This window comes from Kocuria sp. HSID17590, from assembly GCF_003989485.1.
In the GTDB taxonomy this organism is placed as follows: domain Bacteria; phylum Actinomycetota; class Actinomycetes; order Actinomycetales; family Micrococcaceae; genus Kocuria; species Kocuria salsicia.
This window is the reverse complement of sequence record NZ_RBMB01000013.1, coordinates 18,524-39,499: the sequence shown is the minus strand read 5'-3', so window position 1 is coordinate 39,499 and position 20,976 is coordinate 18,524. Positions and strand designations below refer to the sequence as shown.

The 20,976-nt window shown below is 70.8% G+C and carries 13 protein-coding genes and 2 tRNA genes; 7 read left to right on the top strand and 8 right to left on the bottom strand.

What is annotated here, in order from left to right:
• Positions 1–35: 35 nt before the first annotated feature.
• On the bottom strand, positions 36–1,331 hold the full coding sequence (locus tag D8M39_RS06265; RefSeq protein ID WP_055084137.1) for a thymidine phosphorylase: 1,296 nt from the start codon (positions 1,329–1,331) through the stop codon (positions 36–38).
• A 174-nt stretch (positions 1,332–1,505) separates the two neighbouring features.
• On the opposite strand from D8M39_RS06265, the gene D8M39_RS06260 reads away from it, so the two are divergent.
• On the top strand, positions 1,506–2,723 hold the full coding sequence (locus D8M39_RS06260) for a NupC/NupG family nucleoside CNT transporter (protein ID WP_055084139.1): 1,218 nt from the start codon (positions 1,506–1,508) through the stop codon (positions 2,721–2,723).
• A gap of 117 nt (positions 2,724–2,840) precedes the next feature.
• Complete coding sequence (locus D8M39_RS06255; RefSeq protein WP_094393514.1) at positions 2,841–3,776, top strand: sugar-binding transcriptional regulator; 936 nt, start codon at positions 2,841–2,843, stop codon at positions 3,774–3,776.
• Positions 3,777–3,973: 197 nt separating this feature from the next.
• On the opposite strand, the gene D8M39_RS06250 is transcribed toward D8M39_RS06255, so the two are convergent.
• A complete protein-coding gene (locus tag D8M39_RS06250) occupies positions 3,974–5,977 on the bottom strand; it encodes an FAD/NAD(P)-binding domain-containing protein (RefSeq protein WP_126874648.1) in 2,004 nt (667 codons plus the stop codon).
• A 105-nt stretch (positions 5,978–6,082) separates the two neighbouring features.
• Positions 6,083–8,059: a S8 family serine peptidase gene (locus D8M39_RS06245; protein ID WP_126874647.1), complete on the bottom strand. Its 1,977-nt coding sequence runs from the start codon at positions 8,057–8,059 to the stop codon at positions 6,083–6,085.
• Between the two features lie 332 nt (positions 8,060–8,391).
• Here D8M39_RS06245 and D8M39_RS06240 point away from each other — a divergent pair, with 332 nt between their 5' ends.
• Entirely contained in the window at positions 8,392–9,879 is a 1,488-nt protein-coding gene (locus D8M39_RS06240; protein ID WP_238693983.1) for an MDR family MFS transporter, read from the top strand.
• A gap of 161 nt (positions 9,880–10,040) precedes the next feature.
• Here the strand turns inward: D8M39_RS06240 and D8M39_RS06235 are convergent.
• Positions 10,041–10,133, bottom strand: a tRNA-Ser gene (locus D8M39_RS06235).
• 126 nt (positions 10,134–10,259) lie between these two features.
• Positions 10,260–11,336: a glycosyltransferase gene (locus D8M39_RS06230; protein ID WP_055082886.1), complete on the bottom strand. Its 1,077-nt coding sequence runs from the start codon at positions 11,334–11,336 to the stop codon at positions 10,260–10,262.
• 79 nt (positions 11,337–11,415) lie between these two features.
• On the opposite strand from D8M39_RS06230, the gene D8M39_RS06225 reads away from it, so the two are divergent.
• Positions 11,416–12,918 carry a lipopolysaccharide biosynthesis protein gene (locus tag D8M39_RS06225; RefSeq protein ID WP_055082888.1) on the top strand — a complete coding sequence of 501 codons (1,503 nt, stop codon included), beginning with the start codon at positions 11,416–11,418 and terminating at the stop codon, positions 12,916–12,918.
• An 83-nt stretch (positions 12,919–13,001) separates the two neighbouring features.
• Here D8M39_RS06225 and D8M39_RS06220 read toward each other — a convergent pair whose 3' ends face one another.
• The 3 genes from D8M39_RS06220 to D8M39_RS06210 all read right to left on the bottom strand — a co-directional run bounded on the left by D8M39_RS06220 (position 13,002) and on the right by D8M39_RS06210 (position 17,064).
• Complete coding sequence (locus tag D8M39_RS06220) at positions 13,002–14,111, bottom strand: glycosyltransferase (protein WP_238693982.1); 1,110 nt, start codon at positions 14,109–14,111, stop codon at positions 13,002–13,004.
• A gap of 124 nt (positions 14,112–14,235) precedes the next feature.
• Positions 14,236–16,392: a RecQ family ATP-dependent DNA helicase gene (locus D8M39_RS06215; RefSeq protein WP_126874644.1), complete on the bottom strand. Its 2,157-nt coding sequence runs from the start codon at positions 16,390–16,392 to the stop codon at positions 14,236–14,238.
• Positions 16,393–16,991: 599 nt separating this feature from the next.
• Positions 16,992–17,064: transfer RNA gene (locus D8M39_RS06210), tRNA-Lys, on the bottom strand.
• A gap of 322 nt (positions 17,065–17,386) precedes the next feature.
• Between D8M39_RS06210 and glsA the strand changes: the two genes are divergently transcribed.
• The 3 genes from glsA to D8M39_RS06195 all read left to right on the top strand — a co-directional run bounded on the left by glsA (position 17,387) and on the right by D8M39_RS06195 (position 20,974).
• The gene (gene glsA / locus D8M39_RS06205) at positions 17,387–19,228 is read left to right on the top strand and encodes a glutaminase A (RefSeq protein WP_126874643.1); all 1,842 of its coding nucleotides are present in this window, start codon (positions 17,387–17,389) and stop codon (positions 19,226–19,228) included.
• Positions 19,229–19,282: 54 nt separating this feature from the next.
• Complete coding sequence (locus D8M39_RS06200) at positions 19,283–19,903, top strand: hypothetical protein (protein ID WP_055082896.1); 621 nt, start codon at positions 19,283–19,285, stop codon at positions 19,901–19,903.
• A gap of 453 nt (positions 19,904–20,356) precedes the next feature.
• The gene (locus tag D8M39_RS06195) at positions 20,357–20,974 is read left to right on the top strand and encodes a hypothetical protein (RefSeq protein WP_094393507.1); all 618 of its coding nucleotides are present in this window, start codon (positions 20,357–20,359) and stop codon (positions 20,972–20,974) included.
• Positions 20,975–20,976 lie beyond the last annotated feature (2 nt).

The window sequence follows — 20,976 nt, the reverse complement described above, 5'->3', positions numbered from 1 at the left end:
CGTCCGCATGGGTGCGCAGGACGCCGAGTACGTGCTCAGGCGATCCGGTCCAGGACGACGTCCTCCCGGGCGCCGGTGCCCTCGGCCGCTTCCCGATCGATCGTGGCACCCTCCGCAATGGCCTCGAGCGCGCGGTCGAAGCGCTCGGGGGTGTCCGTGTGGAGGGTGAACAGCTTCTGCCCCTTGCGCACACGCTCGCCCGGCACCGCGTGGATCTCCACGCCGGCCCCCGCCTGCACGGGGTCTCCCTGCCGTGCCCGGCCCGCGCCGAGCCGCCACGAGGCGACCCCCACGGACATGGCGTCCAGCTCGGTGAGCACGCCCTCGGTCTCGGCCAGCACGTCCTGCGTGTGCTTCGCCCGGGGCAGGGGTGCGTCCGGGTCCCCGTCCTGCGCGGCGATCATCCGCTTCCAGGTGTCCATGGCGCGGCCGTCCTGCAGCGCCGCCTCCGGGTCCGCGTCCGTCACGCCGGCCGCCGCGAGCATCTCCCGCGCCAGCGCCACGGTCAGGCGGACGACGTCGCTCGGGCCGCCGCCGGCCAGCACCTCCACCGACTCGCGCACCTCCAGGGCGTTGCCCACCGTGCGCCCGAGGGGACGGGACATGTCCGTGAGCAGCGCCACGGTGTCCACCCCGTGGTCCTTGCCCAGGTCCACCATGGTGCGGGCCAGCTCGCGGGCGTCCTGCTCCGACTTCATGAACGCACCGGGGCCGGTCTTGACGTCCAGCACGAGGGCGCCGGTGCCCTCGGCGATCTTCTTGGACATGATCGAGGACGCGATCAGGGGAATGCACTCGACCGTGGACGTGGTGTCCCGCAGGGCGTAGAGCTTCTTGTCCGCCGGGGCCAGGCCGCTGCCGGCCGCGCAGATCACGGCGCCCACGGTGTCCAGGATCTCCATCATCCGCTCGTTCGAGAGGTCCGCGCGCCAGCCCGGAATGGCCTCGAGCTTGTCGAGCGTGCCCCCGGTGTGGCCCAGACCGCGGCCGGAGAGCTGCGGGACGGCCACTCCGAAGGTCGCCACGAGCGGGGCGAGCGGCAGGGTGATCTTGTCCCCCACACCACCGGTGGAGTGCTTGTCCGCGGTGGGCCGGGAGAGCGCCGAGAAGTTCATGCGCTCGCCGGAGTCGATCATGGCCTGGGTCCAGCGCGAGATCTCCGGGCGGTCCATGCCGTTGAGGAAGATGGCCATGGCCAGCGCGGACATCTGCTCGTCCGCGACCACACCGCGCGTGTACGCGTCCACCACCCAGTCGATGGCCTCCGGGGACAGCGTCTCGCGGTCCCTCTTCATGCGGATCACGTCCACGGCATCGAACGCCTCGACCATCGTTCTCACTCCCTCGTGTAGATACGGCGCCGCGCCCCTGCGGGTGCAGAACCCGCGACACGGTTCACCAACAATCCTAGGCGGCGTGTCGGAAAAAATGTCAACTATAGTTTTGACAAATGTTCGCGCGGGGGCAGAGTCGCCATCGCGCCGGAGTCGAAAGCCGAGGTCGCCGTGGACCGCTTCCAGGGCCTGATCGGGATCGCACTGATCCTGGGCATCATCATTCTTCTCTCCCGCCACCGCAGCGCCATCAAGTGGCGCACGCTCGCGGTGGGCCTGGCCCTGCAGATCGGGGTGGCGCTGCTGATCCTGAAGTGGGGGCCGGGCTACGAGGCCCTGAAGTGGTTCTCCGGGCTGGTCCAGGGGCTGATCGGCTTCACCAACAAGGGCACCGAGTTCGTCTTCGGCGGGCTCATGGGCGAGAACAGCGGCTTCGTCTTCGCGCTCAACGTGCTGCCCGTGATCATCTTCCTGGGCGCGCTCATCAGCGCCCTCTACTACCTGCGGATCATCCAGGTCTTCGTGCACGTGCTGGGCACCGTGCTCAACAAGATCATGGGCACCTCCAAGATCGAGTCCGTGTTCGCCTCCACCGTGATCTTCCTGGGGCAGAGCGAGGCGCCCCTGATGATCAAGCCCTACCTGAGCAAGCTCACCCGCTCCGAGCTGTTCGCGTGCATGACCGGCGGCTTCGCCGCGGCGGCAGGCTCCACCCTGGTGGGCTACTCCCTGCTGGGTGCACCGCTGCCGTACCTGCTGGCCGCCTCGGTGATGAACGCACCCGGCTCGCTGCTGATCGCCAAGGCGCTGATGCCCGAGACCGAGAAGTCCGAGGCCTCCGTCAACGTCCTGAAGGTGCGGGACACCGAGTCCAAGAACCTGATCGACGCGATCGGCACCGGCGCCCTGAACGGCGGACGGATCGCCGTGATCGTCGGCTGCCTGCTCATCGCGTTCATCGCGCTGATCGCGTTCGGCTCCGCCGTCCTCGGCTGGGTCGGCTCGCTGTTCGGATTCGAGGGCTGGTCCCTGGAGGGGCTGTTCGGCATCATCTTCTCGCCGCTCGCGTGGGCCATCGGCGTGCCGTGGCAGGACGCCGCGCAGGTGGGCAACTTCATCGGCCAGAAGACGATCCTCAACGAGTTCGTGGGCTACACCTCGTTCGGTCCCGCGATCCCGGACATGGACCCGCAGTCCGTCCTGATCACCACGTTCGCCCTGGCCGGCTTCGCGAACCTCTCCTCGATCGCCATCCAGATCGGCTCCTTCGGCGGGCTGGCACCGGACCGGCGCGGGGACGTGGCGCAGATGGGCATGTTCGCCCTGCTGGGCGGGTTCCTCACCAACATGCTCAACGCCGCGCTCGTCGGCGTGATCATGGGGCTGTGACGTGACCGGCCGCACGACGCGACCGCTGACGCCCACGACGGCGACGACGTCGCCGTCCCCGTCGGCCTCGCCGCGCACCCGGGCCCACGCCCCCACCGGGACGGGGCGGCCGGCCGCATGGAGCTGAACCCCCGGGACGCCCAGTCCCTGGAGGTGGCCCGGCTGTACTACCAGCGCGGGCTGTCCCAGACGGAGGTGGCACGGCAGCTCTCGCTCTCCCGGCCCACGGTCTCCAAGCTGGTCCAGCACGCCAAGGACCGCGGTTTCGTGAGCATCGAGATCCACGACCCCCGGGAGGTCTCCTCGGACGTGGGCCGTCGGCTCTGCGCCACGTTCGGGCTGGCCGACGCCCGCGTGGTCGCCGCCGCGGGGACCGAGGACGAGCTGCTCCACGAGCTCGGCGGCATGGGCGCCCAGGTGCTCGAGGAGAACGTTGCGGACGGCGACCTCGTGGGCATCACGTGGGGCCGCACCATGCGGGCGCTGGCGCTGGCCCTGACGCCGCAGCCGCGCAGCGGGGTGCAGATGGTCCAGCTCAAGGGCAGCAGCGGCCTGGGGTCCCCCCTCGCGGGCCACCACGAGACCGTGCGGCTGCTGTGCGCGGCCTTCAACGCCTACCCCCACACGCTGCCGCTGCCCGTGCTCTTCGACAGCCCGGGCGTCAAGCGGCTCGTGGAGCAGGACCGGCACATCGAGTACGTCCTGGACCTCGGCCGCAGCGCCCGCTCCGCCGTCTTCACGGTGGGCTCCGTGGCGCAGGACGCACCGCTGCTGGGGCGCGACTACCTCACGACGGCGGAGCGCACGGCGATCGCCCGGCACGCGGTGGGAGACCTGTGCTCGCACTTCATCGACGCCCAGGGCCGCCCCGCGGTGCCGGAGCTCGACGAGCGCACCGTCTCGATCCCCCTGGCGGACCTGCGCGAGAAGGAGATCCGGATCTGCGTGGCCGGCGGGGCCGGAAAGGTCCCGGTGCTGCGCGCCGCACTGCAGGCCGGGTACGTCTCCCACCTGGTCACGGACGAGCGCACCGCCCGGGCCGTCCTGGGCTGAGTCCCCCGTTCAGGTTTCTGCGGGGTCAGGTTTCTGCGGGGTCCGACGACGCCGCGCGAGGCGTGCCGTACTACCCCGCACGGGACAGCGCTTCGTCGCCCGCGCGGCGGTGCCCAGCCAGACCTCGGCAGCGCCCGTCGGCACCCCGGGCGACGCCGCCTGCCCGGCTGCGCGGCGTCGTCGTCCACCCCGAAACCTCACGCCCCGGCACGCACCCCCACGAGGACGTCCCGGGCGATCTGGTCCGCGTCCGCGAGCGTGCGTGCACCGAGGTGCGCCGGGGCCTCGGCCTCCGCGGCGATGGCCACGCCCCACTGCACCGAGGACAGCTGCAGGCCGAGCACGTAGATGCCCTGCTCCGCGGTGTCCTTCGCCCCCACGGCGCGGTAGACGAAACCGGGGGCGGCGGCGTCGCCCTGTCCCGCCCCACGGGCGCGCTCCGCGCGGACGTCGAGGCCCGTGCTGGTCTCGGGGCTGGCGCCGTCGCGGGTCTCCATGAGCTTGCCGCGCACCAGTCCGCGCTCGTGCATGTGGGTGAGCAGCGGGGAGATGTTGCGGTGGACGTCGTTGGTGGGCGACATGGCCTCGATCAGCCAGCGCGAGCGCACCGGCGCGGCCTCCACCCACGGGGACGCCGCCACGAAGCAGCCCTGGGTGCGGTCCACGACGAAGCGCGGCTCGGGGCCCAGGAACCGGACCACCCCGGCGCGGGTCAGCGCGGCGAGCTGCTGGATTCGCAGCACCGGCGGTCCGGAGGCCAGCCCCTCCACGAGCGGCTCGAACGCGCGGCGCAGCTCGTGCACCCAGGAGGAGTCGGAGATCCCGATCTCCGCCAGCACGCACTTGAGCACGGTGCGCGCCGCGTTCAGGGAGGCGATGGCCATCTTGGTGGGGTCGTCCTCGCCGCGCAGGGAGCCGCTGACGTCCCGGTCGAGGTGGTGGACCACCGCCGCCGCGTACTCGTCGTGGCTCGCGAAGCTGACGTCCTCGAACGGGCGGGCCAGACGCGCCTGCTGCAGCTGCCTGCCGGGCACCACGGACTCCGAGATCAGGGCGTCGATGCGGCTGGGCCAGTGCGACTCGTGGGGGTCCGTGAGGATGGCGTCCAGGCGGCGCAGGAACTCGTGCGGGTCCGCGGTGAAGGCCTCCGGGGTGGTGCGGGCCAGCACCGCGTAGTAGTTCCAGTTCACGTCCTTGCGGATCAGCGGCCACAGCTGGCGGTCGAAGGACAGGGGCGTCCCGCCCTCCTCCGCGAGGCGGCGCACGGCGTCGAGCGTGAAGAAGCGGGTCTGCAGGGACTCCGCGTAGTAGCCCGCCAGCGCGGGCTTGGCACGGTACGGGGTGCCTCGCCGGGACCCCGCGACGATGCGCGGTTCGCGACCCGACGGGTGGTAGACCAACCGTTCCGGGTTGTCCGGGGCCGGGGTGAAGGTGCCTCCGCGGTCCTCCGTGAGCTGGGCGAGCGCGTCGCAGAAGTTCAACCCCATGCCCCGCACCAGCACGGTCTCCCCGCTGGGCACCTCCGACCACCACGCATCGGCCGGCACGGTGGGGGGCCAGTAGGTCAGGCCGTGCTCGGCGGCACCGTCCACGAGGTCCTTCTGGGAGGGCCGCAGGTGCGCGTCCAGGTGCCCGAGTGCGAGGACCACGGCGTCCGCCGGCAGCACGTGGCCGCCCGCGAGCTCCACCGCGTACCGGTGCCGGCCGTCCGAGCGGACCCACGCGTCCACGGCCTCGCCGCGGTGGACCTCCAGCACCATGCCCGCGGGGAGGTTCTGCCGCAGGGTCTCGAACACCCACTCGAGGTAGCGCCCGTAGACGGCCCGCGGCGGGTACCCCTGGGGCGAGAGCTCGGCGAGCGCCCGCACCTGCTCCGCCGCCAGCGGCGTGGTGGGCGTGATCCGGCCGTCGACGACGCCGCGGCGCCACCTCTCGAAGCTCATCCCCCGCAGCGGCTCCGGCGAGGGCACGTCCAGCACGCCCTCCCCCGCGAGGACCGTGGGGAACAGGGACGGGGTGTTCATGAGGAACAGCTCGGACTGGTCGGTGCGCCACACGTGGCCCGGTCCCGGCGGGAAGGGGTCCACGAGGTCCACGTGCACGCGGGCTCCGCTGCTCGCCGAGTGCGCCGCGAGCCGTTCCACCACCGACAGACCACGGGGGCCGGCCCCCACCACCACCACGCGCTGCTGAATACCCATGCCGTCCAGGATATCGACGCCGCACGCCGGCGTGAGCGGGGCGCGGGCGGGCGCGCCCGGCGTCGTACCCTCCCGTGTCCGGGCAACGACCCGGGCGGGGTCCCGTCAGCGGAGCGCGGTGCGGACCACCTTCCCGGTGCTCCGCGTCCAGGTGTACTGCGTGATCTCACCGGTCTTCACGGTGCGGAAGCGCTGGTAGGCACCCGCGGCGGTCTTCACCTCGGGCGAGGTGGGGTAGCCGCTGCCCGCCTCGTGGCCGTCGCGGGCCCACTGCTTGCCGATGGCCGACGTCTCCACGACGGGCTGCGCCCCGGTCGCCGCACTCCAGATGATCTTGGTGGTCTGCGTCGTCCCCGGGCGCACGAAGTTCTGGTAGGCCCCTGCGGTGCTCGTGGGCAGCTCGTCCTTGGCGGGCAGCCCGAAGGCGGCCGGACCGCCCAGTCGCGAGTAGCGGGTCCCGATGCCTTTCCAGGTCTCGACCCTGTGCGCGCCGGTCTCGTGGGACCAGTAGATGCTGGTGGCCCTGCCGTTCTTCGTGAAGGTCTGCACCACCCCACCCACTCCCGTGCTCAGCTCCCAGGTGGTCGGGGCACCCATGGCTGCGGCGCCTCCGTGCGCGTTGTAGTAGGTGGCAATGGCCCCGTGCACGGTGGGCTTCGCCCTGGCCACAGCCCGGGCCGCGGCGGCGCCGTTCACCTTCCGGTAGCCGCTGACGTTCGAACCGGTGCTGCGAAGGGTGCTCCGGATGGCCTCCACCCCCAGGTCCGGGTTCCGCTCCTTCATGATCGCGATCACCCCGGCCACGTGCGGTGCCGCCATGGAGGTTCCGCTGAGGTCTCCGTAGGCCGGCTTGCCGATCGCGTAGGTGCCCGTGTTCACCGTGGACCAGATGGGGGAACTCGCGTCTCCCCCGGGTGCCACGACGTCGAGCATGGGCCCCCAGTTCGTGTATCCCGTGAGCTGGTTGCGGGAGTTCGTGGCCCCCACCACGATGGCGCCCCCGCAGTTGGCGGGCGAGGCCAGGTTCGCGCTCTTGGCCGCGTTGCCGGCGGCCACGACGAGCGGCACGTTGATCGCGTGCATCCGGTTGATCGCGTTCTGCATCACCGCGGGGCACGTCCCGGAGTCCCACGCCTCCGAGAGGTTGACCACCTTGGCCGGGTTCGTGTTCCGGGGCACTCCGGGGACGGAGATGCCCGCGGACCACATCACACCGTCCGCGATGTCGGAGACGTACCCGCGGCCGTCCGCCCCGAGCACGCGCGCGTGCTGGATCTTCGCGTCAGGGGCCACACCGGCGATCCCCGCCCGGTTGTTCGTCTGGGCGGCGGCAATGCCCGCCACGTGCGAGCCGTGCCACCAGGACGGCCGCCCCGGGCTCCAGTCCCCCTGGTCCTGCGGGTTCGCGTCACGTCCGTTGCCGTCCCGCGAGTGGTAGGTGTCCGAGAGGAAGTCGTAGCCGGGCACCGTCTTGGCGTTGAGGTCCGGGTGGTTGGTCTGGCCGGTGTCCGCAATGCCGATCACCACGCCCTGACCGGTGCCCTGCCACCATGCGTTCGGCACGCCGATGTTGCGCGGACCCCACTGGTAGTTCCAGTTCGTGTCGTTCGGGGTGGCGGGAGGTGTCGCGGCGAGCGCCCCCACCACGATCTGGTCGGGCTCGGCGGACTCCACGGCGGGGTTCGCCTCGATGGCGGCCACCATGTCCTTCTGCTCCGCCGGGGAGAGCATGGTGTCCGTCTCCACGACGTCCTCGCCGCTGCCCGTGGTCCGGACCGTCTTCGCGCGGGGGAGGTCGCTTGCCTGGGCGGCCTGCGCGAGCGCGGCGCTGCGGCGCTCCTGGGGCACATCCTGCTTGTACTCCACGACGAACCGGTCGGTCTCCGGGAGCACACGCCCCTGCCCCGCCGGACCCCGTCCCAGGGATGCCACTCCTCCACCCACCGCCGGCTGCACCTGCGCGGCCTGCTCCCCCGACGACGTCGTTCCGCCCGGGGGTGCCGCCGCTGCGGGTCCCGCCGTGGCGATCACGGCCGCCGACAGTCCCGCAGCAATCCAACCGCGCACTCGTGCGTTGCCCATACCCGCTCCTCCTGCTCAGACCCGGGCCCGGTACGCATCGTACCCAGGCGGGTGGGGGTGGACCTGGTGCTGCTTCCGAAGTGTATCCATCCACGTAGATATGCGAGAGCAAACACGGAGTTCCCCGAATTGTGAAGGGGGCCCGAGTCTCCCGGGGCCGCGGACGGCGTCCAGCCCGTGAGCGGAGACGGTTCGGGACACCCCGCTGCTCGCCCCTCCCTGAGGCCCGTGACTTTCTTGCCGCTGTGGCGACACACCGCTATGCTTGCGCGGCCCCCGCCGGTCTTCCGTGCGGGCGGATGCCGCCTCCTCTCACCGCTCGGAGCCCCCTCATGCCCTCTGCCGCACCGACCGAAGAACGCCCGCAGTCCACCGCCGGGACCACCGCGACCATTGCCGTGCTGCTTGTGGCCGCGTTCGTGGTGATCCTCAACGAGACCGTCCTCAACGTGGCCCTGCCGCACATCATGGCGGACATGGCCGTGAGCGCGGCGACCGTCCAGTGGGTGACCACCTCCTTCATGCTCACCATGTCCGTGGTCATCCCCACCACGGGGTTCCTGCTGCAGCGCTTCGGCACCCGCACGGTCTTCGCCCTGGCCATGGGCAGCTTCTCCCTGGGTACACTGCTCGCCGCCCTGACCCCCAGCTTCGGTGTGCTGATCCTGGCCCGCGTGGTCCAGGCCTTCGGCTCTGCGATCATGCTGCCCCTGCTGATGACCACCATCCTGATGCTCGTGCCCAGGCAGCGGCGCGGTGTGGTGATGGGCAACGTGTCCATCGTGATCTCGGTGGCGCCCGCGCTCGGCCCCACACTGTCCGGCGTGATCCTGGCGCACTTCCCGTGGCGCACTATCTTCTGGTTCGTGCTGCCCATCTCCCTGCTGGCGCTGGTGATCGGGCTCGTGCGACTCAAGGACGTCAGCGAGCGCGGCACGCTCACCCTGGACCTGGTCTCCGTGGCGCTGTCCGTGGTGGGCTTCGGGTCCCTCGTGCAGGGGCTCTCCGCGGTGGGCGCGGCCGGGTCCGAGACCGGCGGGCACACGAGCTGGCTCTCCTCGACCGCCGGCGGAATCACCGTGCTGGTGCTCGGAGTGGTGCTCGTGGCGCTGTTCGTGTGGCGTCAGCTGGTCCTGCAGCGGCGCGACGAGCCCTTCCTGGACATGCGCACGTTCCGCCACCGAGACTTCACCGTGTCGGTCGCGGTGCTCGCGCTGGGCATGATGACGCTGTTCGGCGGCGTGATCGTGCTGCCCCTGTACCTGCAGACCGGGCGCGGCCTGGACACCCTCGAGACCGGACTGATCCTGCTGCCCGGCGGACTGGTCATGGGGCTGCTGGGCCCGGTGGTCGGACGCCTGTTCGACGCGTGGGGACCCCGCCCGCTGTCCGTTCCCGGCGCCGCCCTGCTGGTGCTCGTGATGTTCGGCTTCTCCCGCCTGCAGACGGACACCCCCGTGTGGTGGATCGTGACCCTGCAGATCGCGATGTCGGTGGGCCTGGCGCTGATCTTCACCCCGGCCTTCACCTCCGGACTGAACCCGCTGCCCCCGCACCTGTACTCGCACGGCTCGGCCACGCTCTCCACGCTGCAGCAGGTGGCCGGCGGCGCCGGGACGGCGCTGCTCGTGGGGGTGCTGCAGGCCGGCACCGTGGTCTCGCAGCGCGCGGACGGCAGCACCGTCACGGACTCCATCCCGGGCGTGCACGCCGCGTTCGTCACGGCCACCGTGATCGCAGTGGCCGTGCTGGTGCTGACCTGCTTCATGCGCCGCGGCGAGCCCACGGAGCTCTCCCGGACGGGTGACGACGCCGCGTGACGCCCCGGCGGCCGCCTGCCCTCCCGGCGACCGCACCACCTTGCGGGGCAGCCTGACCGCAGGGGACGGTCACCGGGCCCCGTACACGACGAAAGCCGCGGGTCCACTCTCGTGGGCCCGCGGCTTTCGTGGTCCGTCCCGCGAACTCGCGGGACCGGCACTGGCGGAGACGGGGGGATTTGAACCCCCGGCCCGGGGTTAAACCGAGCCCTTCATTAGCAGTGAAGTCCATTCGGCCGCTCTGGCACGTCTCCACGTGGTCTCCCGGGTCAGGACCTGAGAAACAACGAAGTCCAGCCTATAGGCCGTCGGAGCACTGGGTCAAAGTACCGTGCCAGGCTTTCGCCCTCCCAGGGTCGGGTCGACGCCCCTGCAGGTTTTCAGCTGATGGATCGGTAGATTCCGGTGAACTGGTCTGCAACGGCGTCAAACCCGTAGCGAGTGCGGATCCGCTCGGCCAGCTCGTGGGGCGGAACGATCCTTGGGTCCTGCGCAACCTGCAGGACTGCCTCGCCGAAGGCCTCTGGGGTGCGCTCGGTGACCATGCGGCCGTTGTCCGGGGTGATGAAGTCCCTCTGCCCGCCTTCCGCGCCCATCACCACGGGCCGACCAGCGGCCAGAGCCTCGGCGGCCGCCACGCAAAACGTCTCGGACTTGGAAGGGAGAATGAAGACGGACGCCCGCTCAAGGTCGTCCCACAGTTCTTCGGGACCACGGAAGCCGGGGAAATCGACGTGCTCCGCAATGCCGAGCTCCTGAGCTCGACGCAGTGCCTCGGCCCGCCTCGGGCCGTCGCCGTCCCACCTCAGGGAGGCCTCATGACCACGGGAGCGGAGCAGCGCCACGGTCTCCACGGCCAGTTCCGCACCCTTGTGCTCGGTAGCGGCACCCACCCCGATCAGGCGCAGCGAATCCGACGGAGCGGGGACCACCTTGTCACGGGACTCCACCACGTTGCCCACGAGCTGGGTGGCACCCGGCCTGGCGAACTCGTCGAGTGTGCGTGTCATGAGGGTGCTCACGCCCGTGACCACGTTTGGCAGCCGCAAGACGTGGCGCAACCAGGCCACCCGTTGCCAGAGCGTGTTCACGTGTTCCGGGAACAGAACGCCGTTCCAGTGCTCGGTGTGGACCCACGGTTTGCGCAGGAGCAAGGGAGCGGCGACCAGAGCGGCTGAGAACGCCATGGTGTGCACCACGTCTGCCGTTCTCGCCCACCTGCGGATCACGCGGAGCGTGCGCAGGATGCTGGCTGGCGTACGTGGATCGAACCCGACCCTCGTGACACCGATCCCCTGGTACGTGTCCTCCGATGGAGCAGCACGATCCATGAGCCGCACGTGGATCACGTGCACTTCATGGTCCCGGGCAATGGCTCTCACGTGGCGAGGAATGAAAGGGGTGCGGAAGGGGGCGTCCTGATGCGGATACCATGTGGAAACCACCAGAATTCGCATGTCCCCACTCTACTGAGAGACCCTTGATCGGGTGGCCGGTGAAACCGTGCGGTCCGGTCCGTGGCATAGAATCCTCGTGATGACCACGCCCCCTGCAGATGCCCCACACACTGGCCGATGGCGGGGCATCCTCTTCCCCCCGCCCAACCACGAGAACAGGGACAACCCCCTGGGCTCCTCGTTCGCGCTGACCGTGGTGGCCGTGTTCGTCCAGGGGCTCTCGCGTTTCGGGTACAGCCTGCTGGTGGGCAACGTCCTGGGCAGCGAGATCCTGGGACAGGTCAACCTGGCCATCTCCCTCGCGCTGTTCCTGGTGCTGTTGTGGCCCCAGGCCTCCGGCAACGCGGCCTCGAAGTTCATCGCCATGGCGCGCGGGCAGCAGCACCGCGAGGAGCAGCTGTCCGTGGCGGTCTACACCTCCCGCACCGCGGCCCTCGCCTCAGCGGTCCTGGCCGTCGCCGCCGTGGTGATCGCCACCTGGTTCCTGCACCTGCCGCTGAGCTACGCGCTCTCCGCGGGTCTGCTCGTGGTCGCCCTGTCCGCGTACAACTTCGTGCGCGGCGTGCGCACCGGCAACAACCAGTTCGTCACCACCGCCATCTGGGACTGCATCAGCTCTGGCATCACCCTCACCCTGCTGCTGGTCGTGCTGCTGGGCGGCTTCACGCCGCTGCTGCTCCTGCCCCTGAGCATCGGCTACCTCTGCTACGCCGTCCCGGGCTGGCCCCGGCGCTCCGGTGGCCAGCTGCCCGCGTCCCTCAAGCGGCAGATCAACTCGTTCACCGCGTGGGCCGCGGTCAACATCATCACGGCGTCAGGGCTGCTGCAGCTGTCCATGATGCTCGGCAAGCACTACGACACCCCGCTGGCCGTGGGGCAGTACTCGGCCGCCGTCAGCATCGCGACCCCCGCGAGCATGCTCTCCTCCTCCATGCTGGTGGCCCTCGCGCCCGCCGTGGCCCGCATGTACACCGCCGGGGACATGGCGGGGATGAAGCGCCAGCTCGACTCGATCCTGCGCGTGATGGTGCTCGTGTTCCTGCCGGTGTTCGGGGTGGGGATCCTGTGGGCCAGGCCCGTGATCCACCTGCTCTACAACGCCCGGGCCCAGGAGTTCGAGGGCGCCGTACCCCTGCTGATCGTCCTGTTCTTCGCCGTGTCCGCCACCAGTTTCAACGCCTCCAACTCACGTCTCAACGGCGGGGAGAGCTGGGGTGTCCGCGCGCTCGCCGGCTGCAACGCCCTGGGCCTGGTCCTCGGCATCGCCACCGTCCTGTGGTGGGGGCCGAGCCTCGGGATCATGTCCGCGGCCGTGGGCTACCTGGTCGGGTGCCTCTTGAGCTCGCTGGGGCCCCTGGTCATCGTGTGGATCCACGACCGCATGCGCTGGGCGGGGCTGATGACGCGAGTAGCCCTGGGCTACCTGCTGATCCTGGCGGCACTGTGGCTCGTGCACAGCCACCCGGGCATCGGCACCACGGTGCTCGCCACACTCGGCTTCCTCACCGCCTGGTGCGCCGTCTCGTGGCGCGACCTGGCTCCGCGGGCGGCCATGGTGGCCCGCCGGCTGCGGCGTCGCTGAGAGCGGCAGGTCTCCGGGCTCTGGCTCGGTGCTCAAGGGCAGGGCTCAAAAGCCGCGGGACCGAATCTCCGGGACCTGGGAGGTCAGAGGCGAGTGCGTCGCGCCGCCAGTGCCAGCCGGTACCTCACCATTTGCGCGGCGCTGGCTGCGGCGATGCGAAGTGGCGCCTGTCGCGCGAGAACCCAGCGGGGGTCCTCGGTGAGCAGGGCCGCGGGGGTGGCGAAACGACGTCGGGCCTCGAGTGCCCCGAGCAGCTCGTTCTGCTCCGCACCTCGGGCGAGAAGACGGGCTGCCCGGCAATCGGCCCGTGAAAGCTGTTCCTTACCTCGCCCCGCCACTTCCAACAACTGGGAAAAGGCCGCAGCCGCATCCTGCGCACAAGTGCTATCCCAAGAACCAGAACGCGCCATTTCCTCGACGGCTGGAAAAAAGTTGACGCGGATGTACTTGAGGATGCAGGCCGTCCTGAAGGACTGCGATTCATCCGTGAACCAGGTTTGCTTCCCCAGCTTCAGCGGGGCTGCCAGGACCTCTCGGACGGTACGTGCTTCACGAGAAACTCTGTCGGTCGCGTCCGCGCCCATCTGGAGACCGGGGCCACCCACCGCATAGTCGATGCGCCCCGCCACTGAATACAATCGCATCACAAAGGACTGGTCTTCCCCGGTAACCACCGATTCATCGAATTCGATACCGAAAGCCCGCACTGCAGACACGCGAACAAGCCCAAAAGCTGTGCTCCGGTAGGCCAGCCGGTCCCTGACGGGGTCGAGCCGGGCGGAGCGGAACGGACGGGTGATGGGGGTGATGTCCACGCGGTCGTTCTCGTGGTGCTGGAACGGCATCACGAGGTCGCTTCCCCGGTGCTCCGCGATCCCGATCCAGCGGGTCACGGCGCCCGGGTCAAGGGTGTCGTCGCTGTCCAGGAAGCTGACGTAGCGGGCGGTGGTGCGGCGCAGCGCCTCGTTGCGCGGGACCGCGGCGGTGGTTCCGCGGTCCTCGCACTCCAGCACGTGCACGGCCGCACGGTGCTCCGGGGGCAGCATCTCTCGGACCTGGTCCCCGGTGAGGTGGTGGGCCACCACGGTCACGCGGCACTGACCCGGCGCAGCCCCTCGGGCGGCCAGCCATGCTGAGGCCACGGCCCGCGCGAGCGGTCGCGAGGTGGAGTGGACGGGGATCACGATGTCCACGAGCGGATGAGCCGAGTGTTCAACCATGCCACCAGGATAAGTGCGCCCCCGTCCAGGGAATGGTCGGCCAACCCTGGGTGCGAACCCTGCTCGGGAGGGCCCCTCGGTACCTCCGTCCCTCGGCTCAGCCCTGGGATGCGAGCACGAACGGCAGAACCGCCTCCGCCCCCGCCCGCCGCAGCTCCCGGGCCGCGACGGTGAGGCTCCACCGGCTGTCCACGAGGTCGTCCACGAGCAGGATGCTCGCCTGTGGGGCGGACGCAAGCTGCTCGGCAAGCTGCGGCGGGACCACGAACCGGTCCCACACCTCCGCCAGCCGGTAGGCGCTGTTGCCGCCGTGGCTGCCCCGGGGGACGTCCGGGTTCAGTTCCAGCGCACCCCAGTACGGCAGGTGCCCGGCGGAGGCGATCCCGCGGGCGAGGGAGTCCACGAGCCGCGGCCGGGACACGGACGGCATGGCCACCACAGCGGTGGGCCGCCGCTGCCAGTCCCACTGGGCGAGCACGGAGATGCTCGCCCGCCCGAGGTCCGCCGTGACCTCGGAGTCCACGGGTGCACCGTCCTCCCCCGCCCGGAAGACCTCCCGCAGCCGCTGGCCCCAGCCGAGATCCGTGAGCCGTGCCAGCGCCCTGCCACGCTCGGCCCGCTCCGTCTCCGGGATCTTCCCCTTCAGCGGCAGCCCAAGCCTGTCCATGCCCGTGGGCCACTGGGCACGCGGCTCGACCGGCAGGCCTGCCCGGTGCAGAGCGGCGTCCGCGGCGTCCGAGGCCTGGGCGTCGACACCCGTGGCGTACCAGGGCCCCGCGCACACATCGCACCGCCCGCAGGGCTGCGCCGTGGGATCGTCCAGCTGCCGGGTGAGGAACCGCATGCGGCACTCGGTGGTGGCCTGGTAGTCCAGCATGGCCTGCTGCTCGGCTTCCCGAGCCCGCCGCACGCGCTCGTAGCGCGGGGCGTCGTAGCTCCACGGCCTGCCCGTACTCTGCCAGCCGCCGGCCACGCGCTCCACGGCGCCGTCCACCGCGAGCACCTTCAGCAGCAGCTCCAGGGGCGAGCGCTTGATGTTGACCCGGGGCTCCAGCGCGGCCACCGACAGCGGCCCGCCGTGCTCCGCGAGCGCCGTGAGCACCGCCATGGCCTTCTCCTGCGTGGGCATGGAGGCTGTGGCGAAGTACTCCCAGATCTCCCGGTCCTCGGCTCCGGGCAGCAGCAGGACGTCCGCACTGTCCGTGGCACGCCCGGCTCGTCCCACCTGCTGGTAGTAGGCGACCGGTGAGGACGGCGCACCCAGGTGCACCACAAAGCCGAGATCCGGCTTGTCGAAGCCCATGCCCAGCGCGGACGTGGCCACGAGGGCCTTGACCTGATTCTCCTTGAGTGCGGCCTCGAGCTCCTCGCGCTCCGCGGCGTCCGTGCGGCCGGTGTAGGAGGCGACGGCGTGCCCGGCGTCCGACAGCGCCCGCGCGGTGTCCTCCGCCGCACCGATGGTCAGGGCGTAGATGATCCCGCTGCCCGGCAGCTCCTCGAGGTGCTGGAGCAGCCACGCGAGCCGGATGGCGGCGGAGGGCAGCTTCAGCACGCCGAGCCGCAGGGACGCCCGGGAGAGGGGACCGCGCAGCATGAAGACCTCCTGCTGGTATCCGGAGCCCACGCCGAGCTGCTCGCGGACGTCCTCGATCACGCGCTCGTTCGCGGTGGCCGTGGTGGCCAGCACTGCCACGGACTCCGGCAGGTCCGCGAGCATGTCCTTGATCCGGCGGTAGTCCGGGCGGAAGTCGTGTCCCCAGTCCGAGATGCAGTGTGCCTCGTCCACCACGAGCAGGCCGAGCCGGGAGACGAGCTGCGGGAGCTGCTCGTCTCGGAAGCGCGGGTTGTTGAGACGTTCCGGGGAGACGAGCAGGACATCCAGCTCCCCGCGGTCCAGTGCCGCGCTGATCTCGGACCACTCCGTGGGGTTGGCGGAGGAGATGGCCGCGGCGCGCACACCCGCGCGCTGCGCGGCGGAGACCTGGTCCCGCATCAGCGCCAGCAGCGGAGAGATGATGAGGGTTGGCCCGAAGCCCTGGGCGCGCATCAGCAGCGCCGAAAGGAAGTAGACGGCGGACTTCCCCCACCCTGTGCGCTGGACCACGAGCGCCCGGCGGTGGTCCTGGACGAGCGCCGAGATGGCCTCGAACTGCCCCGGGTGGAAGTCCGCCGCGGGGCTGCCCGTGAGGTCCCGCAGGTGGCGCTGCGCGCGCTCGCGCAGCGAAGTGGTGCCGTGTTCCGCCGTCTCGGTCATGGGCGAAGTCTCGCAGGTGCCTCGGACACGAATAAGCGGCCTGCGGTGCCGGCGCGGGGCTGCCCGTTAACGTGATACGTCCGCTGCACCCGGACCCTTCCCCCGAAGCGGTCCTCTCGGTGCAGCGGACGCACACGCCGGTAACCGGCGCGGATCAGATCCGCTCGGAGCACACGCCCCCCGGCGTGGACCCCGTTGCAACGCTCCACAAGACGTCCCGGTCCTGTCACGCCCCCAGCGTGTCAGGGGACCGGATCACGACGATCTGCGCGGCCCGTATTCCCCCCGGTCATGACCGCGCGTCGCTCGTTCTCCCGTGGTGCGATGACTTCATGCTGACACGTCACTCCCGGGATTTCCACCGCTGCGGAAGCACCTGCAGACCCATCACAATTCTGTGGACAAGCCACTTACAAAGCATATTCACGCATGTCAGAAGCCGTTTATAGGCGGTCGAACCCCGCCACCGCGGCGGCCCGACCCGGCGCACGTACCGCAAAATGGGGACAGACCGAACGACCGGTGGGCCCGCTGCAGGACGCCGGAGGCTACACATGAAGAAGCCCCGCGCCGGTCGGAACCGGGACGGGGCTGGAGGGTGCGCCCTGTGGGGCTCGAACCCACGACCCATGGATTAAAAGTCCACTGCTCTACCAACTGAGCTAAAGGCGCGTGCCCGATCTCGCGGTGCGGCGATCGGGCACCGCCACTCTACCGCAGGCACGCCGCGGATTCGCTCCGCCCGTCCGCGCGGCGTCGTCGCTCCTCGTGCCTCCGGCTGCGACGGGCCTTAAAGTGGGGGTGCGCGGCAGTGGGAAGTGCCAGGCAGTGCGGATCCCGGCGGCGGGGAACCCGCGGTAGGACCCGCACGGTGTGGGATCCTTGGGGCAACATCCGAACCCGCCGTGCAGGCCCCGCCACCGGGGTCCTGCCAGCCCCGGCCCGCCGCGCCACCGCCGTACCCGGGCCGACCCCCAATCCCCAGGAGTGATCCGTGAGCACCGTTCCCATGACCAAGCTGGGCCCCTCGCCCGTCACGGAGTACCTGCGCCGCGTCGTGGCGGACCTGCGCGAGGTGGAGGGCGGCGCCGTCAACACCTCGATCCCGGAGCTTGCGAACGCGGACCCCTCGACCGTGGGCATCGCCGTGGCCACCGTGGACGGCGCGCTGTACCAGGCCGGTGACACCAAGCAGGAGTTCAGCATCCAGTCCATCTCCAAGGCCTTCACGTATGCGCAGGCGCTGACGGACCGCGGTGTGGAGGGTGTCTTCGAGAAGATCGACGTGGAGCCCAGCGGGGACGCCTTCAACGAGATATCCCTGCAGCCGGACACCGGACGTCCCTCCAACCCCATGATCAACGCCGGGGCCATCGCGTCCACCTCGCTGGTGCGCAACACGTCCCACGGCTCGCGCATGGAGCGCATCCTGCGGCTGTACTCGCGCTGCGCCGGCCGGCAGCTGCGGATCAACAAGACCGTGCAGGCACAGGAGCGCCGGGCCGGGGACCGCAACCGCGCCCTGGGCTGGCTGCTGACCTCCCGCGGGATCATCGAGGGCGATCCCACACGCGCCCTGGAAGACTACTTCAGCCAGTGCGCGGTGATGCTCAACTGCGTGGACCTGGCCCGGATGGGTGCCACGCTCGCCGCGGGCGGCAGGAACCCGGTGACCGGGGAGCGTGTGCTGGAGCCCCCGGTGGTCTCGGACGTCCTGTCCGTGATGAGCACGTGCGGCATGTACGACGACGCCGGGCGCTGGGCGCTGCGCGTGGGTCTGCCCGCGAAGTCGGGTGTGAGCGGCGGCGTCGTCGCTGTGCTGCCCGGCCAGCTCGCGGTGGCGGTGTTCTCCCCGCCGCTGGACCGGCACGGAAACTCGGTGCGCGGCGTGGCGGCGTGCGAGCGGCTCACCAAGGACCTGGACCTGCACTTCGCGCGCACCGAGCGCAACGGACACTCCACCGTGCGCGCCGAGTACACCCTCGCGGAGGCGCCGTCCCTCGTGCGTCGCAACGAGGCCGCCACGGAGGTCCTCGAGGAGCACGGTGAGGACGCACGGATCATCGAGCTGCAGGGGGACCTGCGCTTCGCGGGTGCGGAGACCGCCGTCCGCACGGTGCGGGAGGCCGCACGGCAGTCCCGCTACGTGCTCGTGGACATCCGCCAGGTGGACGACATGGCTCGGTTCGTGATCCCCATGCTCAGTCGCGCGGCGGAGCAGGTGGAGAACACGGGCCACCACGTGGTGCTGATCGCGGAGAAGGGCAACGAGCACGCCGGGCATCTGGAGCACCCCATGCCGGTGTTCACCACGCGCGCCGAGGCCCTCACCTGGGCTGAGGACCGGATCCTCGAGGAGTTCGGCGGAGGCGAGTGCACTCCGGACAAGGTGGCCTCCACCCGCTCCGAGCTGCTGAGCACCATGGACGAGGAGGACGTCCGCCGCATCCGCGCGCACACCGAGCCCGTGTCGTGGGACGCCGGCGCCACCGTGCTACGCGCCGGCCAGAAGTTCAACGGCGTGTTCATGGTGACCTCGGGGCGTGTGGAGGTCTCCCGCCGCTCCCCGCAGGGCGACCGGGTGGAGCTGGAGATCATCGGCCCGGGAATGAGCTTCGGCGAGATCGCCATGGGCACCGGGCTGCGCCACCTGGTGAGCTTCACGGCCCTGTCGGACGTCACCGCCCAGCGGCTGTCCCCGGAGGCCATCGCGCAGATCGAGGAGGAGGACCCGCGCCTGGCGCTGCGCTGGTGGCGAGCCGTAGGCCAGCAGGCGATGCTGCGCATCGAGGAGCGCTGGCGCCAGCGCGCCGGGGAGACCCACACGGCCGGCTGAGCTCGTGACCGCGGTCATGAACCGGCCGGGGACCCCGGGCGTACACTCGGGCGCATGCCCGAACGCCGTACTCACCACTCACCCGTGAAGTTCTCACCGCAGATGTTCGAGGCCCAGGAGGGCGGGACCGATCCCGCTCGGGTCTCCGAGGCCGCGCACCTCGCCGCCCAGGCCCTCGTCTCCCGCGGCAGGGACTCCCAGGACCCTGCGGTCCGGGAACGCCTGGTGCGCCTCACGGACGAGCAGGGCCTCGAAGGGATCGCCGAGATGTGGTCCGAGGCCCCCGCGGTGTCCCTGCCGGGCACGCTCTGGCGCCTCTACGCGCTGCGTGCCTCCGCACGCAAGGACCCGGACCGCATGAGCCGCTGGTTCGCCGCCGGGCGGTACACCGCGCAGGTGCCGAACGTCGTGGCCGGGGTCGCGGACCCGCCGGGTGCGCAGGAGATCTGCGACGTCGCGGACACCATCCTCTCTGGCGCGTTCGAGGGCGAGTTCGACGTCGCCCTGGAGCGTTTCGCGGCGTTCGCCCGGGTGGTCGCCGCGGGCCAGGAGCACACACTGGACGTGCCCGGTCTCAGCGTGCGCGATCCGTGGGAGCGGATCCCCCGGCTGCTGCGCACGGCCGAGGACCTGGAGGCCGCCGCGCAGGCCTGGCGGGCCGGCTCGCTCGAGTAGGCACCGCGGCGTCGTCGCCCACCGCGCCCGCGCCGTCGGCCTCGCCGGGGACGCCGTCGTCGACGCCGTGCTGTCGTCGCCCACCACGCCCACGTTGCCGGGCCGCAACGCCGGGCCGCGCCTGGTGCCGCCCACGGGGTGCCGCGGTGCGGCGGATCGGGCCTCGCCCCACCGGGGTTGAGGCGGCCCCGGGGGCTCGCGCTACGATGGGTGCAGGTGTCGGGCCGCGGCAGCCCCGGGCTCCATCATTTAGCCGCTTCGAGCGGCCTTCCGCCGAGAGGCGCTCCCGGTCCGGCACCGCCTACTTCTCCCCCTCTCTTCGCGCGGGTTTGCGCGCCTCCGCCCGTGCACCCGTCACGGTACTCCCCACCTGTAACCTTCGTTCGGTACAGTTGCGCCGACACGAAGCCGAGCACGAGGCTGACGGAGCCCAGGACGCTGGAGGACGGACGGATGGCCTTTCGGATCTTCCCGGAGGACGAGCGCGTCACGGACCTGCTGGTCCAGATGGCCCAGTGCGTCCTGACGGCGGTGGAGCAGCTCTCGGAGCACCTCGGGCAGATCGACAAGGTCTGGGAGCTGCCCATCACGGACCTCCTGGACACCGAGGACCGCTGCACCAACCTCTACTTCTCCCTGATGACCACCACGCGCTCCTCCTACGTGGTGCCCATCCCCCGCCAGGACGTCTACGTGCTGGGCCACTGGCTGCTGCGCGCCGTGCAGTGCCTCGTGGCGTGCGCCGAGCTCCACCGCCAGTACAAGGTGGAACGGCCCAGCTCCCACGCCACCGAGCAGCTCGCTGTGATCCAGCACATGGCGCACATGACGCTGAAGGCCATGGGCCGCCTGACCAGCCTGGAGGAGCTCGACGACTACTGGTTCGAGATGATCCGGCTGACCCGCCAGGCCGAGCGCACCCAGCGCAGCTACCGGGCCAGCCTGCTGGACGAGTTCAAGGCCGGTCAGGCCATCCGCCGAATGGACACCGCCCAGCAGCTCTTCGACGCCGCGCAGGCCCTCGGCCAGGTCTCCTCCGAGGTGGGCCGGATCCTCGTGGCGGAGTCCTGAGC

Bases quoted from the DNA above. Each gene is read 5' to 3' on its own strand.
- D8M39_RS06265 (WP_055084137.1), bottom strand. From the start codon at position 1,331: ATGGTCGAGGCGTTCGATGCCGTGGACGTGATCCGCATGAAGAGGGAC.
- D8M39_RS06255 (WP_094393514.1), top strand. From the start codon at position 2,841: ATGGAGCTGAACCCCCGGGACGCCCAGTCCCTGGAGGTGGCCCGGCTG.
- D8M39_RS06250 (WP_126874648.1), bottom strand. From the start codon at position 5,977: ATGGGTATTCAGCAGCGCGTGGTGGTGGTGGGGGCCGGCCCCCGTGGT.
- D8M39_RS06245 (WP_126874647.1), bottom strand. From the start codon at position 8,059: ATGGGCAACGCACGAGTGCGCGGTTGGATTGCTGCGGGACTGTCGGCG.
- D8M39_RS06240 (WP_238693983.1), top strand. From the start codon at position 8,392: ATGCCCTCTGCCGCACCGACCGAAGAACGCCCGCAGTCCACCGCCGGG.
- D8M39_RS06230 (WP_055082886.1), bottom strand. From the start codon at position 11,336: ATGCGAATTCTGGTGGTTTCCACATGGTATCCGCATCAGGACGCCCCC.
- D8M39_RS06225 (WP_055082888.1), top strand. From the start codon at position 11,416: ATGACCACGCCCCCTGCAGATGCCCCACACACTGGCCGATGGCGGGGC.
- D8M39_RS06215 (WP_126874644.1), bottom strand. From the start codon at position 16,392: ATGACCGAGACGGCGGAACACGGCACCACTTCGCTGCGCGAGCGCGCG.
- D8M39_RS06200 (WP_055082896.1), top strand. From the start codon at position 19,283: ATGCCCGAACGCCGTACTCACCACTCACCCGTGAAGTTCTCACCGCAG.
- D8M39_RS06195 (WP_094393507.1), top strand. From the start codon at position 20,357: ATGGCCTTTCGGATCTTCCCGGAGGACGAGCGCGTCACGGACCTGCTG.